Below are 17,443 nucleotides of genomic sequence, written 5' to 3'. Positions count from 1 at the left end.
CCCCGCCGCGGATGATCGCCTCCGAGGCCTCGAGGGCCAGTTCAGGGGAGGGGGCGCGGAGGACGGCGAGGATGCCGGTCGTGCGGGCGCGGTCGAGACGGTCGGGCATGGGGCTCCTTCATCGGGCGGGCTCGTCCATTCTCCTGGGCGCAGCCTGTAATGACAACTCGATCAGGACGTGTGGGTGTGCGGCCAGGCGTCGATCACGTTCTTGGACTCCTTGAGTCCGAGCCCCGTGTGCTCGCGGAGGGTCTTGATCGCCGCGATGGCCGAGCCGCCCGCGACCTGCGCGTCGATCGTGGAGGCCACCGACGGCGGCAGCGAGGCGCGGACCGACGACGGGGTCGCGGTGATCGACGAATGCGGCGCGGTCGTGTGAGAGACGGCTGCGGGGCGCGGAGCCGTCGTGCTGACCGACCAGTGCTCGATACGGTCCTTCGCGTCTTTGAGCGAGACGCCGGAGTGATCGCGGTAGAGCTTGATGGCGTGGATCTTCTGACCCGCCACCACGAGGCGGTCGACCTCGGCGACGACCTCCGGCGTCAGCCCTGGAGCCGCAGCGGCGGAGGCGGAACGGGCGGTGTGCGGGGCGGTGGAGAACGCCGGAGGATCCGGGAGTTTCGGGCGCATCCCTCGGACGGCCACGGCGAGGACCGCGACGACCACGATCAGGCCGACGACGATCGCGATGATCCACAGCACGGCATCCATGGCCTCAGTCTAGGGAGGCAGCCGCTCGCGCCCGGGGTCTTCCCATCCGCCACCGCGTACCCTGGAAGGTATGACCGAGACTCCCCGCACGCGCGAGACGCGCCCCGCAGCACCCGCGTCGTCGCGTTCGGGGGCCGTCCGCGAGACCAAGAAGCCGCAGGTACGCCCTGCGACCGAGGGCTGGACGCAGCAGAAGGATGCCGAAGGGCGCCCGCTCCTGCAGTTCGCGAGCCCCAAGCGCGGGAAGCCCCCCGTGCACCTCGCCGACCTCACCCCGGCCGAGCGCATCGACAAGGTGAAGGAGCTCGGCCTGCCCGGCTTCCGTGCGAAGCAGCTCGCGACGCATTACTTCCGGCACTACACGTCGGACCCCGAGCAGATGACCGACCTCCCCGCGGACACCAGGGAGCAGCTCGTCGCCGGGATGCTGCCGCCGCTGCTCACCGAGGTGCGACGCCTCGAGACCGACCGCGGTGACACGATCAAGTTCCTGTGGCGCCTGCACGACGGGGCCCTGGTCGAATCGGTGCTCATGCGCTACCCCGGCCGCATCACGCTGTGCGTGTCGAGCCAGGCCGGCTGCGGCATGAACTGCCCGTTCTGCGCGACCGGACAGGCGGGACTGACCCGCAACATGTCGACCGCCGAGATCATCGAGCAGATCGTGCGGGCCAACCGGCTGATCGCCGAGGGTGGCCTGGGCGGCAAGAAGGCCGACGACCACAGCATGGAGCGTGTCTCGAACATCGTCTTCATGGGCATGGGTGAGCCGCTCGCCAACTACAAGCGCGTGATGGACGCCGTGCGCACGATGGTCGCCCCGCAGCCGGACGGCCTCGGCATGAGCGCTCGCGGCATCACGGTCTCGACCGTCGGCCTGGTACCGGCGATCAAGAAGCTCGCCGATGAGGGCATCCCGGTCACTTTCGCCCTCTCTCTGCACGCCCCGGACGACCATCTGCGCGACGAGCTCATCCCGGTGAACTCGCGGTGGAAGGTCGACGAGGCCCTCGACGCGGCCTACGACTACTACGCCAAGACGGGTCGTCGCGTCTCGATCGAGTACGCGCTGATCAAGGACATGAACGACCACGCCTGGCGCGCCGACCTGCTGGCGGACAAGCTCAACCAGCGCGGACGCGGGTGGGTGCACGTGAACCCGATCCCGCTCAACCCGACCCCCGGCTCCATCTGGACGTCGTCGGACAAGGATGTGACGGACGAGTTCGTGCGCAGGCTCAACGACGCCGGCATCCCGACGACCCTCCGCGACACCCGCGGCAAGGAGATCGACGGGGCGTGCGGTCAGCTCGTCGCGACGACCGAGGACGAGGCGGCTTCCGCCGCACTGGCCTGAGGCGTCGAGTCGGCCTGAGGCGCCGAGTTGGCCTGAGGCGTCGAGTCGGCCTGAGGGATGCCGTCGCGGCGTCCGTCAGCGGCGCCGAGTCGTTCGGCGCGGTCGAGCCACCGGGTGATGGTCGCGGGCGTCGCATCCTTGACGCCGAGCATGCGATGGGTGCGCACCGAGCGGATCCCGCAGAAGCGCATCGTTCCGCGGGCGACGTGGGTCTGCGCGGGCAGTCCCGTGAACGGTGCGAAGAACCAGGGCGTGTCCGCGAGCAGCAGCAGCCGGCCGTGCCGCGCCGGCAGCAGCCCGTCGGGGAGCCCGAGCTTGTTGTAGCGGTACTCCTGCTGAGGTAGCAGGGCCCTGTCGAAGAAGCCCTTGAGCAGCGCCGGGACGGAGCCCCACCACAGCGGCGTCGCGATGACCACGGTGTCGGCCTCCTGCAACGCACGCTTCGCGTCGACGAGGTCGGGCTCCAGCGTCATGCGCTCGCGGTAGCCGAAGCGCAGGCTCGGGTCGAAGTCGAGGTCGCGCAGGGCGAGTACGCGTGCGTCACCGTGCCCCGCCGCATAGCGCTGCGCGAGCGACGCGGTCAGGGAGCGGGCGTCGGGGTGGCCGTCGATCACGAGAGCGGGCATGGCTGATTCCTATCTGGACAGTGTCAAGCTGGTGGACACTGTCAAGATAGGAGAGGATGTTGCTCATGTCAAGTTCGAAGGACGGCTATCACCACGGCGATCTCGCCCGTGCGCTCGAGGACGCGGCGATGCAGCTGCTGGAGCGCATGCCCGCGGCCGAGATCAGCCTGCGCGAGGTCGCACGCGCCGCGAACGTGAGCCACAACGCCCCGTACCACCACTTCTCCGACCGGCTCGGACTGCTCAAGGCGATCGCCGAACGCAGCATGGCCGACCTCCTCGAACAGGTGCGTACGGCGACCGAGTCCGCGTCGACGCCCGAGGCCGCGCTCACCGCCGGCGGCGGCGCATACATCCGCTTCGCCGTCGAGCATCCGCATGCGTTCGACGCGGTGTACGACCCCACGGTCTGCATCCCCGGCTCGCCCACGGCCACGATGGCCCCGCTGATCGACGGACTCGAAGCCGTGCTCGCCCAGGCAGCCGTCGGCGCCGGCCTCGATCGTCCGACCGATGCGGTGGCGCTGTGGGGGCTGATCCACGGGCTGGGCACCCTCGCCGCCGCCGGCCACTTCACCCTCGACGCGGCACTCGCGACCTACGCTGCCGCGCTCGACCGGCAGCTCTGACGCCGCTCCGGTCGCGATATGACACCCGAATGGCCGCAGATGGCTGGAATATCGCGACGGGAGCAGCCAACCTGAGAGGCCGCAAAGGACTCTTCCACGTTTTCCACAGGCGATCTTTCGTAGATTGTTCGAATGCCCTATTCCGCCCATCGACCGGGTCGTTACGACTCGCAGGGTCGGATCATCCTCGACAGCGAACCCGACGCCGTCACGGATGACCTCGACTTCCTGCGCGAGTTCGAGCCCACCGGACCCGAAGACGCCGCCCGAGACGCGTCTTCGTCCGAGGCGACCCCGATCGCCGATGCCGTCACCGCAGAAGAGACCGCAGCGCCCGCCCCGGACGCATCCGCCCCGGTGAAGCCCGCACGTGCGCCCCGTGTCCGCCGGCCCCGCAAGAAGCGAGAACCCCGCGCTCCCGGCTCGCGCGCTCGCACCCTCGCGATCCTCGGCGGTGCGGAGGGCGAGATCCTCGACCGTGTCCCCGGTGAGACGCCCCGCTTCGTGCAGATGTTCTTCGTGCTCGCAGGCACCGCTCTGGTGTCCGCGATCTCGATGCTGTTCGCCCTGACCACCGGCGTGCAGGCGGCGGTCTGGCTGGCCGTGCCGCTGGCGCTGGTCTGGGCGCTCATCATCTTCAACCTCGACCGCTTCCTCACCTCGACCATGAGCTCGACGAGGAATGTCTGGCGCCTCATCGGGCTCGCGATCCCGCGTGTGATCATGGCTGCGATCATCGGCTTCGTCGTGGCAGAGCCGCTCGTGCTGCAGATCTTCCACAACGACATCGCCCGCGAGGTCGCCTCCACCAACATCACTCAGTCGCAGTCCGACCAGGAGGCTCTCGAGTCCGGTCCGGAGAAGATCGCGCTCGACGCGGCCTCCGCCAAGGTCGCCGAGCTCGAGAACCAGGCGGCCACGGGCATCGTCGCAGGAACCGACTCCTCGTCGGCCACCGAGTCGGCGGCTCAGGCCACGGTCGATGACGTCACCGCGAAGATGACCGCCCAGCAGGCCGTGATCGATCAGGCTCGGGTGCTGTATCAGTGCGAGCTGACCGGTGAAGGCGCCGGCACTGTTCCCGGCTGCACCGGCGTCAACGGCCAGGGTGCCAGCTCCGATGCCGCCAAGGCCCAGCTCGCCGAGGCACAGCAGACCTACGACGCGCTCGCCGCACAGCTGCGCACCGCGAACGAGGAGCTCGCCGCCGCCGGCACCGCGGCCAAGGAGAACACCACCTCGTCCGAGGCGCAGAACCGTGAGCAGGCGAAGTCGCAGCTGCCGACGGCTCGTGACTCCTACGACCAGGCGCTCGCCGCGTACAACGCGCGCGCCGATGCCGTGGCGCAGGGCAACGCGGGAGCGGTCGGCCTGCTCAGCCAGATCAGCGGACTGAACCGACTCAGCGAGAAGGAGCCCACGATCCTGTGGGCGCACATCCTGATCGCGGCCCTGTTCTTCATGATCGAGCTGCTGCCGGTGCTGGTCAAGGTGCTCACGAGCTATGGCGACCCGAGTCTCTACGAGAAGGCCGCCGCGATCCGCAAGCAGGTCGCCCTCGACAAGGTGACGGCCGAGGGGTTCCGCGACCGTGCGCAGATCGTGACGGATCAATCCCAGGAGATACAGGCGGAGTCCGGTTCCGGCGAGCCGCAGACGCGCGCGGAACGTCGGGAGGCGGCCGAGGCGCAGGAGCGGGAACGGGCCGAGAAGCGCGCGCAGGCGCAGACGCTCGAGGAGCAGGAGCAGCTGGTTCGTCCGACGATCGGCTGAGCTGAGCCACGTGGCAGGGAGCCGGTCGGCTGGTGCTCAGAGGAGCTGAGGAATCCGCTCCGACATCGGTGGTGCCTGCTCTGGTTCGATGTCGCGGATCCGGGTGGTTCGGAGCGCCGGGTCGTCGCGGACGGCCACGGCGATGGAGCGGATCAGCGCCACGGTGGACGGTGTGCGTGCCCAGTGCGCTCCGGTGATCAGCGCCTCGATCGCCGGAAGCGCCGCGTTCGCCGTGTCGGTCTCGCCGGACGACCACATCCGCATCCCGTTCACCGCGCCCGACGATGTGCTCACCGAAGGTATCCGCCGGCTCGGTGGGGCGTGGCGCGAGTATCGGGAGACTCTCGGGATGCGTTCCTAGGATGACCCGCATGACACGGATGCAGCGCCGGACTCTGTGGATCTCGATCGTCGGCGTGCTCGCCGTTCTCGCCTACGCCGCGTTCGCCGCCGTGCAGATCCTCGTGCTCAACCCGCTCGCCGCAGCCCCCGGTCGAACGCTCGACGAGATTCGTTTCGCGATGTCGGAAGCCGGGGAGAGCCTGATGCCGGGTCAGGCTCTTCTCGTCCTCGGCATCGGCGTCGCACTCGCCGTGGTGCTCGCGGTCGTCGCGGTCCGCACGGGCGCGCACCCGCTCGTCCCGGTGATGGGATTCCTGGCCCTGCTGATGCTCGGTGCGATCGGCTACTTCGCGGCCTCGTTCGGTGCAGGCATGGGGCTCGCCGACGCCTTCGGCATCAGCGGCGGCGACTACTCGCCCTGGGCTGTGCCGCTCTATGTCGTGAGTGTGCTCTCGGGGGTCGTGCTCGTCGCTGTGGGGGCCGTGGTCTCCGCGCGCCGAAGCGGTGCCGCAGCGCCCGACTGAGGCCGTCCGCCTCCATCCGGCCCCGCCGGCGCGGGCAGCCAGTAGCGTTGGTCCATGGTCAACTATCGCTATCTCGGCAACAGTGGTCTCAAGGTCTCGGAGATCACCTACGGCAACTGGGTCACGCACGCATCGCAGGTCGAGGACGACGCCGCGGTCAAGACCGTGCACGCCGCCCTGGACGCCGGCATCACCACCTTCGACACCGCGGACACCTACGCGAACACGGCGGCCGAGGTCGTGCTCGGCAAGGCCCTGGAGGGTCAGCGTCGCGAAGGGCTGGAGATCTTCACCAAGGTCTACTTCCCGACCGGGCCCAAGGGTCCGAACGACACCGGCCTGAGCCGCAAGCACATCTTCGAGTCGATCAACGCTTCGCTGACGCGTCTCGGCACCGACTACGTCGACCTCTACCAGGCGCACCGCTTCGACTACGAGACCCCGCTCGAGGAGACGTTCCAGGCCTTCGCCGACGTCGTCCGTCAGGGCAAGGCGCTCTACATCGGCGTCTCGGAGTGGACCGCGGAGCAGCTGCGTGAAGGGCACGCGCTGGCGAAGCAGCTCGGCATCCAGCTCATCTCCAACCAGCCGCAGTACTCGATGCTGTGGCGGGTCATCGAGGGCAAGGTCGTCCCCGCGTCTGAGGAGCTCGGCATCTCGCAGATCGTCTGGTCGCCGATGGCGCAGGGTGTGCTGAGCGGAAAGTACCTGCCGGGTCAGCCGGTTCCGGAGGGCTCTCGGGCGACCGACCCGCACAGCGGCGCCGACTTCATCAAGAGCTTCCTGCAGGACGACATCCTCACCGCAGTGCAGCGCCTCAAGCCGATCGCGGAGCAGGCGGGGCTGTCGATGCCGCAGCTCGCGATCGCGTGGGTGCTGCAGAACCCGAACGTGGCGGCGGCCCTCGTCGGCGCCTCCCGTCCGGAGCAGCTCGCCGAGACCGTCAAGGCCTCCGGTGTGAAGCTCGACGCCGACACGATGACCGCGATCGACGAGGCTCTCGGCGACACGGTCAACCGCGACGCCGAGAACACCTACTCGGTCTCACCGAAGTCCCGGCTCGTCTGACTCCCTGATCCAGACGCCGAGACCCATCGGAAACGCCGAGACCCACTCCCGCTGACGTGTGCGGGGGTGGGTCTCGGCGTTTCCGATGGGTCTCGGCGTCTGGATCAGGGAGTCAGACGAGTCGGGGGCCGTCGGTCACACCGCCGGCCCCGTGCGCCGATAGCTGCGATCCCGTAGCTGCGCCTCCCCTCCGCGGAGGCGCCTACTGGTGCATCCCCGGATGCCGGCCGTGGTGACGAGAAGCCCCCTTCTTGATCTCTCACCTCGGAGTACTGCCATGCCCTCTGCTCTCTACCTGCTCGCCCTTGCCGTCTTCGTCATGGGCACGTCCGAATTCATGCTCGCGGGTCTCCTGCCCGCGATCGCCGCCGATCTCGACGTCTCCGTCGGCACCGCGGGTCTGCTCACCTCGGCCTTCGCGGTCGGCATGGTGGTCGGCGCGCCGATGATGGCGGCCTTCGCACGCCGATGGCCGCCCCGACGCACGCTGGTCGCGTGTCTCGTGCTGTTCGCCGTGTGCCATGTCGTCGGGGCGCTGACCCCGATGTTCCCGGTGCTGCTCCTCACCCGTGTGCCCGCGGCGCTCGCCAACGCGGGCTTCCTCGCGGTGGCCCTGCGCGCGGCCACTGCCATGGTTCCGGCCGATCGGAAGGGGCGGGCGCTGTCGATCCTGCTCGCCGGCACGACGGTCGCCACGGTCGCGGGAGTGCCGGCCGGCTCCCTGCTCGGTTCGGCCCTGGGGTGGAGGGCGACCTTCTGGGCTGTCGCCCTCCTGTGCGCTCCGGCGATCATCGGCGTCGTGCGCGGCGTCGCGAACTCGGTGGGCTCAGCGGAGCAGGCCGCAGCCTCACCGCGCCTCCGCGCAGAACTCCGTCAGCTGGCGACGCCGATGCTCCTGCTGCCCATGGGCATCGGTGCGCTGATCAACGGTGGCACCTTCGCGGCTTTCACCTTCCTCGCCCCCGTCGTCACCGAGGCGGCGGGTCTTGCGGAGATCTGGGTGTCGGCGGCGCTGGTGCTGTTCGGTATCGGTTCCTTCCTCGGCGTGGCGCTCGCGGGCCGGCTCTCCGACCGGCGTCCCGGGCTCGTGCTCTTCGTCGGCGGACCGCTGCTGCTGACGGGCTGGGTCGGGCTGGCGGCGTTCGCCTCCGCCCCGGCTGCGCTCCTCGCGCTCGTCTTCGTGCAGGGCGTGCTGTCCTTCGCCGTCGGGAGCACGGTGATCACCCGCGTGCTCTACGCCGCATCGGGTGCGCCCACGATGGGGGGCTCGTACGCCACGGCGGCATTGAACGTCGGCGCGGCCGTCGGTCCGGTGCTCGGTGCGGTTGCACTCAGCGCGGGGTGGGGCCTGCTCGCCCCGATCTGGGTCGCGTCAGGCCTGACAGCCGCGGCTCTCGCGATCCTGCTGCTGACGCGTCACACCCAGCCGGGCAGCCAGTTGTGCAGCAGCCAGAAGTCGTAGGGCACACTCATCCCGGTCCACAGCGGCAGGAAGAACGCCGACACCAGCACGACGAAGGCGAGGAAGATCATCACGGTGCGCTCGCCCGACTGTCGACGGTGCAGCGGATCCTCGCGCTTCCCGGCGATGATCCGCAACGTCATCGCGAGGGCGATCACCAGGAACGGCATCATGACGACCGTGTAGAACTGGAAGATCGTGCGCTCGGGGAACATGAGCCAGGGCAGGTACGTCACAGCCAGACCGACCAGGGGGATGCTCAGCTCCGGGCCCACGGGCTGCTTCGTGATCCACCCCCGCACGAGGCGGTACACCAGGTAGATCGAGGCCGCGACGCCCGCGTACCAGATGAGGGGATTCGGGATCGCCGAGATCACGCCGATGCAGTGGTCGGTGCCGCATCCCGTGGGGTCGGAGTCGACCCAGACCGCGGTGGGGCGCAGCAGGAACGGCCACTCCCATGCGGCGCTCGCATACGGGTGCCCTCGGGTGAGACCGACGTGGAAGCCGAGCATCGACTCGTGGTACTTCCACAGGGCGATCAGCGGGTTGGAGTCGCTCTGCCGGTCGTACCCTCCGGCCGTCACGAGCCATCCGGTCCAGCTGACCAGGTACACGGCAAGAGCGGGGAAGACGAGCAGCACGAACGAGACGGGACCCTGGCGGAACGCGGCGGCAGTCGGCCACAGGACCACTCCGGCGCGGCGCCGCGCCAGCGCATCGGTGATGACGACGTAGAGGCCGAAACCCGCGAGCACGTACAGGCCCGACCATTTCACGGCCGAGGCCGCCCCGAGCGCCAGCCCTGCGGCGACGAGCCAGGGGCGACGCCAGAGCACCGGCCCCCAGAACGGGTCGGGACGCTCGGGGTCTCGCCTCTCGAGCACGGGGATCGTCCGCTGCCGGTCGATGATCACGAAGAGCACGCCCAGCAGGACGAAGAAGGTCAGGATGCCGTCGAGCAGGGCGATGCGGCTCATCACGATGCTCAGACCGTCGATCGCGAGCAGCGTCCCCGCCACGCTCGCGACGACGACGGAGCCGCTGAGGCGGCGGGCGATCAGGTAGACCAGCAGCACCGATGCGGTGCCGAGCACCGCGGTGGCGAGGCGCCATCCCGCGCTGTTGTCGGGTCCGCCGATCGCCATGCCGAGCGCGATGAGCCACTTGCCGAGCGGGGGGTGCACGATGAACGCGCCCTGCTCGGACAACGGCAGCTGCTGCAGCGTGACGAACGCATCGTTGGCGTTCTCGCCCCAGGTGCCCTCGTAGCCCAGGGTCCACAGCGACCAGGCGTCTTTGACGTAGTAGGTCTCGTCGAAGGCGAGCTGGTGCGGGTGGGCGACGTTGATCAGGCGCAGGAGCGCGGCGATCGCGGTGATGACGAGCGGCGCGAGCCAGCGGATCGCGCGACCCCAGTCGGGATCCAGCAGCAGACGATCGCGGAGCTGCCCGTAGCGCGTCGACCGCTCGGGGGGAGCGGGGAGCAATGGTTCGGGCGCGGTCACCGGTCCAGCCTAGACAACGTGCCTTCTCGTTCCGCTGCATCGCGCCCGCCTAAGCTGGGCGGGTGATCATCCTCGCCGCCACTCCGATCGGAAATCTCGGCGACGCGTCTCGCCGCCTCGTGGAGGTGCTGGAGAACGCCGAGGTCGTCGTGGCCGAGGACACCCGCACCACGCAGCGACTGCTCAAGGCGCTGGAGATCGACAACAGACCTCGCCTGATCGCCCTGCACGACCACAACGAGAAGCAGAAGGCGGCCGAGCTGGCGGCGCTCGCCGCGGAGACCGACATCGTCGTGATGAGCGATGCCGGGATGCCCACCGTGAGCGATCCGGGATACGGATTGGTCGCCGAGGCCGTTGCCCAGGGCGTGACGGTGACCGCGATCCCCGGGCCGAGCGCGGTGCTGATGGCACTGGCGATCTCGGGCCTGCCCACCGATCGCTTCACGTTCGAGGGCTTCCTGCCGCGCAAGCCGGGGGAGCGGCGTTCGACTCTTCGCGCCCTGGCTGCCGAACCCCGCACCATGGTCTTCTTCGAGTCGCCCGCACGTCTGGCCGGTGCGCTGACGGACATGGGAGCCGCGTTCGGCGACGAGCGGCGCATCGCCGTGTGTCGCGAGCTCACGAAGTTCTACGAGGAAGTACGTCGCGGCACCGCGCCCGAACTCGTCGCGTGGGCGCAGGACGGCGTCAAGGGCGAGATCGTGATCGTGGTCGAAGGGGCCTCCCGCCGAGACGCCTCTCCGGAAGACGCCCTCACCCAGGTGCAGACGCTCGTCGCGGACGGCGTCCGCCTGAAGGACGCCGCCTCCGAGGTCGCCGCCCTCACCGGTCTCTCCTCCCGCGACCTCTACCAGGCGGCTCTCGCCGCTCGCTCCGGAGGAGTGTGACCGTGAGCAAGGCGGCGACCGTGTACGACGTGGCCGATCGGGCCGGCGTCTCGATCGCCACGGTCTCGCGCGTGCTGCGCTCGCCGGATGCCGTGCGTCCGGTCACGCGGGAGCGCGTGCTCGATGCGGTGACCGCTCTCGGGTACGTCCCCAGCGGCAGTGCCCGCGGACTCGCCGAACGCCGCACCGGCGTGCTCGGGCTGTACTTCCCCGGCTTCGACGCCGCGGAGGATGCCCCGCCGCTCGACGCGCTCTCCGCCGCTGAGGAACACGCGCCTCCCTTCGCGATCGTCCGCGATGAGACCGAGTCCGACGGCGGGCACACCTCGATGCTGTTCCTCGACGAGGTGCTGCGCGGCGCCGAGCTCGAAGCATGGAAGCAGGGTTTCGTGCTGATGGTCGGCGTCGGCCGCGATGATCCTGACCGTTCCACGGTGCGGGACATGGCTGGTCGAGTCGACGGCCTCATGGTGCTCGCGAGCAGCGTGCCGGACGACGTTCTGGCGCGACTGGCGCGACGCATCCCCGTGGTGGTGCTCTCCGGCCCGCCACGCGGAGATCACTACGACCATGTGACGGTGAGCAACGCCGAGGCCATGGCGGAGCTGACCCGGCACGTGCTCGGGCAGGTGGGAGACGGGCGGCTCGCCTTCCTCGCGGGACCGGCGGACTCTCCCGACGGTCTGCAGCGCTGGGACGGCTTCGCCGCCGCGGTGGCGGGGGCGGGGCGGAGCCTCGACGACGTGACGGTGCTGCGCGGCGACTTCACACGGGCGTCTGGTCGGAGGGCGGCCGAGGAGCTTCTCGCCACGGGGACGCCGGCCGCGCTGATCTCGGCGAACGATCAGATGGCGCTCGGAGCGCTCGACGTGTTCCGCGGAGCGGACGTCCACGTACCGGACGACATGCTCGTGACGGGCTTCGACGGCATCGAGGCCGCTGCCCTGTCGCAGCCCCCGCTGACCACGATCCGTCAGCCGATGATCGACCTCGGACGCGCGGCCGTGCAGGTGCTGGCCCGCCGCCTCGAGCACGCCGAGGCGGAGCCCGTGGTGGCACGTCTGCCGCTGCAGATCCTGCTCCGCGAGAGCTCGCAGCGCCCCGTCTGACCGGCCGGAAACGCTCGCCGCGCCGGTGTCAAGGGGTTGCGATCTCAAAATGTATGCGCTTACAATCTGGAAGGCGGCGTCGGTCGCCGGTCATGACAGAGACGACATGAGGTGGCAGATGTCAGAGGGCACAACGCCGAGAGGGCGCGTGATGCAGCGCTGGCGCAGAGCGGCGATCGTGGGCCTCGCGGCCGTGGCGGTCGCACTCAGCGGCTGCAGCATCCAGATCACATCCCAACCCGATCCCTCGATCGGTGCCGACACGATGCTGATCAATGCCGACAAGGGCAACCCGTTCTTCACGAAGAACTTCAACCCGTATCTCACCAACACGCGCACCGCGTCCCGGTGGATCTACGAGCCGCTCATCCTGATCAACCCGCTCGACGGCACGCAGAACCCCTGGCTCGCGTCCGAATGGACGCAGCCCGACGCCCGCACCATCGTCATGACGATCCGCGATGGCGTCACCTGGAGCGATGGGGAAGACCTGACGCCCGAAGACGTGGCGTTCACCTTCCAGCTGCTCAAGGACAACCCGTCCCTCGACATCAAGGGTGCGTGGCAGCACCTCGACAGTGTCGACACCTCGGGCGACGATGTGGTGCTGCACCTCAAGACCGAAGACGCCCCCTCGCTGTCGATCCTGGGCCAGACCATGATCGTCCCCGAGCACCTCTGGGCCGACGTGAAGGATCCGGGCACATACCGCAACGAGAACCCGGTCGGCACCGGTCCCTTCGTGCTCGGCAACTACAACGACCAGCAGTACTCGATGGACAAGAACCCCGACTACTGGCAGGCCGACTCGATCGAGATCGAGCACATCATCCTCCCCGCCACGAACTCCCAGCTCGACACCGTCACCCGCGGCTATGACTGGGCCTACTCCTTCATCTCCGACGTCGAGGGCACCTGGGGCGCGGCGAGCGAGCACAACAACTGGTGGTTCCCGCCGGGTGGCGTGATCGCGCTCATGCCGAACCTGGAGGTGGCTCCCTTCGACGACGTGAACGTGCGCCGGGGCATCGCTCTCTCGCTCGACCGCGACGAGATCGCCGAGACGGCATCGGAGGGCTACATGAAGCCGGCCGGTCAGACCGGACTCATCCTGCCCAACCAGCAGCAGTACCTCGACCCGAGCATCCCCGACCAGGGCATGATCACGCAGGACAGGGACGCAGCGCTCGCCGCCTTCGCCGAGGCGGGGTACACACTCGACGGCGACCGGCTCATCGGGGCCGACGGCCAGCAGCTCGAGTTCGCCCTGACCACCGCGAACGGCTACTCCGACTGGACGCGCGCGGCGCAGACCGTGCAGAGCCAGCTCGCCGCGGTCGGCGTGAAGGTCACCCTCAAGCTCCCGCAGCCCGCGGGCTATCAGAGCGCGATCAGCAACGGCGACTTCGAGATGGCCATCGGCGGCATGGGGAACGGCGACATCTACCAGGCGTACAACAACCTGCTCTCCAGCGAGTTCTATGTGCCGTCCGGCGAGGCCACGGCGAACAACTTCGAGCGCTACAAGTCACCCGAGGTCGATGAGCTGCTGGCCGAGTACCGCGAGACCGTCGACACCGCTCGCCAGACCGAGATCGTCAAGGAGCTGCAGCGCATCGTCTACGACGAGATGCCCGTGATCGGCCTCTACTACGGCGGCATCTGGGGCCTGTTCAGCGATGCCAAGTTCACCGGCTGGCCGAGTGAGGAAGACCCGTACATGATCCCGCAGAACTACGACTCCGCGCCGCTGGGTATCTTCACCCGGCTGGAGCGAGTGCAGGAGGACGACAAGTGAAGTACGTGCTCCAGAAGTTCGGCCTGTTCGTGCTCACCCTGTGGGCCGCGGTCACCCTGAACTTCTTCCTGCCGCGAATGATGCCGGGCTCCCCGGCGGATGCCGCCATCGCCAAGCTGTCCCAGAACGGGCCGGTGTCGGATGCGACGCGTGCCGCCATCGAGGCACAGCTGGGTGTTCCGACCGGGTCGCTGTGGGATCAGTACATCGCCTACCTCGGTCAGGTCGTGCGGCTCGACTTCGGCGTTTCGTACACGTTCTACCCGCAGTCGGTGTCGAGCATGGTCTCCACGGCCTTCCCCTACACGATCGGGCTGGTCGGCATCGTCACCGTGCTCGCGTTCGTGATCGGCACGCTCATCGGAGTGATGGCCGCCTGGCGCCGAGGGACGTGGCTCGATTCGCTGCCCACGCTGACCGGATCGTTCCTGAGCACGTTCCCCTATTTCTGGACGGCGCTGCTGCTGCTCTTCTTCTTCGGGTACGTGCTGCACTGGTTCCCGACGACCGGCGCCTACTCCGCGACGACGACCCCTGGCTTCACGTGGGAGTTCCTCGGTGATCTGATCAGTCATGCGTTCCTTCCGGCGCTGACGATCCTGCTCACCTCGCTGGGCGGCTGGATCATCGGGATGCGCAACGCCATGATCAACACCCTCGGCGAGGACTACATCACCTTCGGTGAGGCGAACGGTCTGCGGGGGCACACGATCGCCCTCCGGTACGCGGCCCGCAACGCGATCCTGCCGAATCTCACGGGCTTCGGGCTCACGCTCGGCGGCGTGGTGGGCGGATCGATCCTCGTCGAGCAGGTCTTCGGCTATCCCGGCATCGGATACCTGCTGTTCAACGCCGTGATCGGGCAGGACTACCCGCTCATGCAGGCGCTCTTCCTGATGATCACCGTGAGCGTGCTCATCGCCAACTTCCTCGTAGACATCCTCTACGGGGTTCTCGACCCGAGGACTCGCCGATGACCTCCACCATGAACGTCAAGATCCCCGCCGAGCGCATCGCCGCGCCCAGCCCGTGGCGCGCCTTCGGACGCATGGTCGCCACGCTCTGGAGCAACGGCAAGGCGCGGCTCGGGCTGTGCATCCTCGCCTTCTTCGTGCTGGTGGCGGTGTTCGCCCCTCTCCTGGCCCCGTACGGCGCGAAGGACAACGGCTTCGAGCGCAACGCCGATGCGTCGTGGGCGCACTGGCTCGGCACGACCGCTGCCGGGGAGGACGTGCTCAGCCAGCTCATCTACGGCGCACAGGTCAGCCTCCTGGTCGGCTTCGCCGCCGGAATCCTGTCCACGATCGTGGCCGTGCTCATCGGCCTCAGCTGGGGGTACATGCGAGGGTTCCTCGGCGAGGTGATCGGCTTCATCGTCAACCTCTTCCTCGTGATCCCCGGCCTGCCGCTCATGATCGTGATCGCCGCCTACCTGCAGAACGGCGGCATCCTGATGATCATCGCGGTGATCGTCGTGACCGGTTGGGCGTGGGGTGCGCGTGTGCTCCGCAGCCAGACGCAGTCGCTGCGGGGGAACGATTTCGTCACCTCGGCGCAGTTCTCGGGCGACAGCAGGACGCGCATCGTGTTCCGCGAGATCCTGCCGAACATGACCTCGATCATCGCGGGCACCCTCTTCGGTGCGGCGACTGCGGCGATCCTGGCGGAGGCGGGGCTGGAGTTCCTCGGCCTCGGCGACTCCAGCATCGTCAGCTGGGGCACCATGCTCTACTGGGCGCAGAACTCCAACTCGCTGCTCACCGGACAGTGGCTGCTGCTGTTCGCCCCCGGTCTGTGCATCGCCCTGCTGGCGCTCAGTCTGACACTGATCAACTTCGGCGTGGACGGCATCTCCAATCCGCGCCTGCGAGAGGGGAAGGGGCGATGACCGCCATGACGGAGAACATCGACATGCGCGAGAACGACATCCTGCTGGACGTGCAGAACCTCTCGGTGGAGTACGCCTCGCCGGGGACGACGCCGGTCACCGCGGTCGAGGACGTCTCGTTCTCCCTCCGCCGTGGGGAGTTCGTCGGACTGGTCGGCGAATCCGGCTCAGGGAAGTCCACGCTCGGCTTCGTCCTCACGCGACTGCAGAAGCCGCCGGCGCGGATCAGCGCAGGACGCATCCTGTTCGGAGGACGTGACATCCGGGAGCTCGACGCCGAGGAGCTGCGCCGTCAGCGTCAGGGCGGGTTCGCGATGGTGCTGCAGTCGGGCATGAACGCGCTCAACCCTGTGCGCACGATCGGCAACCACTTCCGCGACATCTTCGCTGCGCACGGCCACGTGCCGAAGGACGCGCGCGAGGCGAGGGCTCAGGAGCTCGTGGGCAAGGTGGGCCTCGATCCCTCGGTGCTCGCACGCTTCCCCGGCGAGCTCTCCGGCGGCATGCGCCAGCGCGCCTCGATCGCCCTCGCCCTGTCGCTCGAACCGCAGCTGATGGTGTTCGACGAGCCCACCACCGCGCTCGACGTGCTGGTGCAGCATGCCGTGATGGACACGATCAAGGACCTGCAGCGGGCCGAGCGCTTCACCGCGATCCTGATCAGCCACGACCTCGGCATCGTGCTGGAGGCGACGGACCGGGTGATGGTGATGCACGAGGGACACATCGTCGAGGACGCCAGGAGCATCGACATCCTGGAACGCCCGAAGGACGAGTACACGCGGATGCTGCTGAGCCACTACGCCGACCCCCGGGCCGAGAAGATCGAGATCCCCGGATTCCTCGACGCGGGCACCCGGCGTCGTGAGGGACGTTCGCGCACCGACGTCACCGAGACCCTGCCGACCGTGTCGTCGCGCGACACCCGTCGGGCGGATGCGGCGATCGTGGTCGAGGGCGTCTCGAAGCACTACCCGGCACCGCGTCGCGGACAGAGCGCCGTCACCGCGGTCGACGACGTGTCGTTCCGGCTGGAACCGGGGGAGTCCCTCGCCCTGGTCGGCGCATCGGGTTCGGGCAAGTCGACCATCGCCAAGATGCTCACCGGCGTCGAGAAGCCCACCTCCGGCACCGTCCGCTTCGGGGACACCGACGTGGCGACGCTCAAGCGCCGCGGTCTGCGCGATCTGCGCAAGGACGTGCAGATGGTGTTCCAGGATCCGTACGCGGCGCTCAACCCGCTGCACACGGTCGAGTACGCCCTGACCCGGCCGGTCGTGAACTACACGAAGCTGCGCGGTCCGGAGGCCAGAGCCCGGGTGTTCGAGCTGCTCGAGACCGTCGGCCTGACGCCCGTCGAGCAGTTCGCGGCCAAGCTGCCGCACCAGCTCTCCGGAGGACAGCGACAGCGCGTGGTGATCGCCAGAGCGCTCGCGAGCGACCCGCAGGTGCTGATCGCCGACGAACCGGTCTCGATGCTCGACGTATCGCTCCGCGCCGGAGTGCTGGCGCTGCTGGAGGACCTGCGCGAGCGGTGGGGCATCAGCATGCTCTACATCACGCACGACCTGCTGAGCGCGCGTCTCGTCACCGAGAACATCCTCGTGCTCAACAGCGGCCGAGTGGTCGAACGCGGTGAGACCTCGCAGGTGCTGCAGCATCCGGAGGACCCGTACACGGTCGAACTGCTCGACGCCGTGCCGAACCCCGCCCGCGCCCGCTGACGCGCGGACGACGCCTGCAAGAAAGAGAGAGGAG

The 17,443-nt window shown here is 68.7% G+C and carries 16 protein-coding genes; 12 read left to right on the top strand and 4 right to left on the bottom strand.

Annotation, left to right across the window (positions count from 1 at the left end):
• Positions 1–171: 171 nt before the first annotated feature.
• Positions 172–711 carry a ribosomal protein L7/L12 gene (locus tag AX744_RS00545; RefSeq protein WP_061015091.1) on the bottom strand — a complete coding sequence of 180 codons (540 nt, stop codon included), beginning with the start codon at positions 709–711 and terminating at the stop codon, positions 172–174.
• A gap of 70 nt (positions 712–781) precedes the next feature.
• Between AX744_RS00545 and rlmN the strand changes: the two genes are divergently transcribed.
• A complete protein-coding gene (gene rlmN, locus AX744_RS00540; RefSeq protein WP_058631673.1) occupies positions 782–2,068 on the top strand; it encodes a 23S rRNA (adenine(2503)-C(2))-methyltransferase RlmN in 1,287 nt (428 codons plus the stop codon).
• Here the strand turns inward: rlmN and AX744_RS00535 are convergent.
• Complete coding sequence (locus AX744_RS00535) at positions 2,017–2,694, bottom strand: NAD(P)H-dependent oxidoreductase (RefSeq protein ID WP_061015090.1); 678 nt, start codon at positions 2,692–2,694, stop codon at positions 2,017–2,019. The genes rlmN and AX744_RS00535 overlap by 52 nt on opposite strands.
• A gap of 65 nt (positions 2,695–2,759) precedes the next feature.
• Here AX744_RS00535 and AX744_RS00530 point away from each other — a divergent pair, with 65 nt between their 5' ends.
• Positions 2,760–3,323 carry a TetR/AcrR family transcriptional regulator gene (locus tag AX744_RS00530; RefSeq protein ID WP_061015094.1) on the top strand — a complete coding sequence of 188 codons (564 nt, stop codon included), beginning with the start codon at positions 2,760–2,762 and terminating at the stop codon, positions 3,321–3,323.
• A 132-nt stretch (positions 3,324–3,455) separates the two neighbouring features.
• Positions 3,456–5,096, top strand: coding sequence for a DUF4407 domain-containing protein (locus AX744_RS00525; protein WP_061015089.1), 1,641 nt, complete (start codon positions 3,456–3,458; stop codon positions 5,094–5,096).
• Between the two features lie 36 nt (positions 5,097–5,132).
• Here AX744_RS00525 and AX744_RS20135 read toward each other — a convergent pair whose 3' ends face one another.
• Positions 5,133–5,390, bottom strand: coding sequence for a hypothetical protein (locus tag AX744_RS20135; protein ID WP_157543483.1), 258 nt, complete (start codon positions 5,388–5,390; stop codon positions 5,133–5,135).
• Between the two features lie 77 nt (positions 5,391–5,467).
• Here AX744_RS20135 and AX744_RS00515 point away from each other — a divergent pair, with 77 nt between their 5' ends.
• The 3 genes from AX744_RS00515 to AX744_RS00505 all read left to right on the top strand — a co-directional run bounded on the left by AX744_RS00515 (position 5,468) and on the right by AX744_RS00505 (position 8,492).
• Positions 5,468–5,962 carry a hypothetical protein gene (locus AX744_RS00515; protein WP_058631743.1) on the top strand — a complete coding sequence of 165 codons (495 nt, stop codon included), beginning with the start codon at positions 5,468–5,470 and terminating at the stop codon, positions 5,960–5,962.
• Positions 5,963–6,016: 54 nt separating this feature from the next.
• Entirely contained in the window at positions 6,017–7,030 is a 1,014-nt protein-coding gene (locus tag AX744_RS00510; protein WP_061015087.1) for an aldo/keto reductase family protein, read from the top strand.
• Positions 7,031–7,307: 277 nt separating this feature from the next.
• The gene (locus AX744_RS00505; protein ID WP_061015086.1) at positions 7,308–8,492 is read left to right on the top strand and encodes a Cmx/CmrA family chloramphenicol efflux MFS transporter; all 1,185 of its coding nucleotides are present in this window, start codon (positions 7,308–7,310) and stop codon (positions 8,490–8,492) included.
• On the opposite strand, the gene AX744_RS00500 is transcribed toward AX744_RS00505, so the two are convergent.
• Positions 8,447–10,000 carry a dolichyl-phosphate-mannose--protein mannosyltransferase gene (locus AX744_RS00500; protein WP_061015085.1) on the bottom strand — a complete coding sequence of 518 codons (1,554 nt, stop codon included), beginning with the start codon at positions 9,998–10,000 and terminating at the stop codon, positions 8,447–8,449. The genes AX744_RS00505 and AX744_RS00500 overlap by 46 nt on opposite strands.
• 62 nt (positions 10,001–10,062) lie before the next feature.
• On the opposite strand from AX744_RS00500, the gene rsmI reads away from it, so the two are divergent.
• The 6 genes from rsmI (at position 10,063) to AX744_RS00470 (ending at position 17,409) form a co-directional block, all read left to right on the top strand.
• On the top strand, positions 10,063–10,890 hold the full coding sequence (gene rsmI / locus AX744_RS00495; RefSeq protein ID WP_058632394.1) for a 16S rRNA (cytidine(1402)-2'-O)-methyltransferase: 828 nt from the start codon (positions 10,063–10,065) through the stop codon (positions 10,888–10,890).
• Positions 10,891–10,892: 2 nt separating this feature from the next.
• The gene (locus tag AX744_RS00490; RefSeq protein WP_061015092.1) at positions 10,893–11,999 is read left to right on the top strand and encodes a LacI family DNA-binding transcriptional regulator; all 1,107 of its coding nucleotides are present in this window, start codon (positions 10,893–10,895) and stop codon (positions 11,997–11,999) included.
• Positions 12,000–12,117: 118 nt separating this feature from the next.
• The gene (locus AX744_RS00485) at positions 12,118–13,797 is read left to right on the top strand and encodes an ABC transporter substrate-binding protein (RefSeq protein WP_046749727.1); all 1,680 of its coding nucleotides are present in this window, start codon (positions 12,118–12,120) and stop codon (positions 13,795–13,797) included.
• Positions 13,794–14,774: an ABC transporter permease gene (locus AX744_RS00480; protein WP_046749726.1), complete on the top strand. Its 981-nt coding sequence runs from the start codon at positions 13,794–13,796 to the stop codon at positions 14,772–14,774. Before AX744_RS00485 ends, AX744_RS00480 begins: the two co-directional genes overlap by 4 nt.
• A complete protein-coding gene (locus AX744_RS00475) occupies positions 14,771–15,685 on the top strand; it encodes an ABC transporter permease (RefSeq protein ID WP_046749725.1) in 915 nt (304 codons plus the stop codon). The genes AX744_RS00480 and AX744_RS00475 overlap by 4 nt, the downstream gene beginning before the upstream one ends.
• Positions 15,682–17,409, top strand: a complete 1,728-nt coding sequence (locus AX744_RS00470) for an ABC transporter ATP-binding protein (protein ID WP_061015084.1) — start codon at positions 15,682–15,684, stop codon at positions 17,407–17,409. Before AX744_RS00475 ends, AX744_RS00470 begins: the two co-directional genes overlap by 4 nt.
• Positions 17,410–17,443 lie beyond the last annotated feature (34 nt).

Source organism: Microbacterium sp. CCH5-D1 (assembly GCF_001557335.1).
GTDB lineage: Bacteria > Actinomycetota > Actinomycetes > Actinomycetales > Microbacteriaceae > Microbacterium > Microbacterium oxydans.
This window is presented reverse-complemented; position numbering and strand designations above follow the sequence as displayed.

Bases quoted from the DNA above. Each gene is read 5' to 3' on its own strand.
- AX744_RS00535 (WP_061015090.1), bottom strand. From the start codon at position 2,694: ATGCCCGCTCTCGTGATCGACGGCCACCCCGACGCCCGCTCCCTGACC.
- AX744_RS00545 (WP_061015091.1), bottom strand. From the start codon at position 711: ATGGATGCCGTGCTGTGGATCATCGCGATCGTCGTCGGCCTGATCGTG.
- AX744_RS00475 (WP_046749725.1), top strand. From the start codon at position 14,771: ATGACCTCCACCATGAACGTCAAGATCCCCGCCGAGCGCATCGCCGCG.
- AX744_RS00510 (WP_061015087.1), top strand. From the start codon at position 6,017: ATGGTCAACTATCGCTATCTCGGCAACAGTGGTCTCAAGGTCTCGGAG.
- rlmN (WP_058631673.1), top strand. From the start codon at position 782: ATGACCGAGACTCCCCGCACGCGCGAGACGCGCCCCGCAGCACCCGCG.
- AX744_RS00525 (WP_061015089.1), top strand. From the start codon at position 3,456: ATGCCCTATTCCGCCCATCGACCGGGTCGTTACGACTCGCAGGGTCGG.
- AX744_RS00515 (WP_058631743.1), top strand. From the start codon at position 5,468: ATGACACGGATGCAGCGCCGGACTCTGTGGATCTCGATCGTCGGCGTG.
- AX744_RS00530 (WP_061015094.1), top strand. From the start codon at position 2,760: ATGTCAAGTTCGAAGGACGGCTATCACCACGGCGATCTCGCCCGTGCG.
- AX744_RS00470 (WP_061015084.1), top strand. From the start codon at position 15,682: ATGACCGCCATGACGGAGAACATCGACATGCGCGAGAACGACATCCTG.
- AX744_RS00505 (WP_061015086.1), top strand. From the start codon at position 7,308: ATGCCCTCTGCTCTCTACCTGCTCGCCCTTGCCGTCTTCGTCATGGGC.
- AX744_RS00485 (WP_046749727.1), top strand. From the start codon at position 12,118: ATGTCAGAGGGCACAACGCCGAGAGGGCGCGTGATGCAGCGCTGGCGC.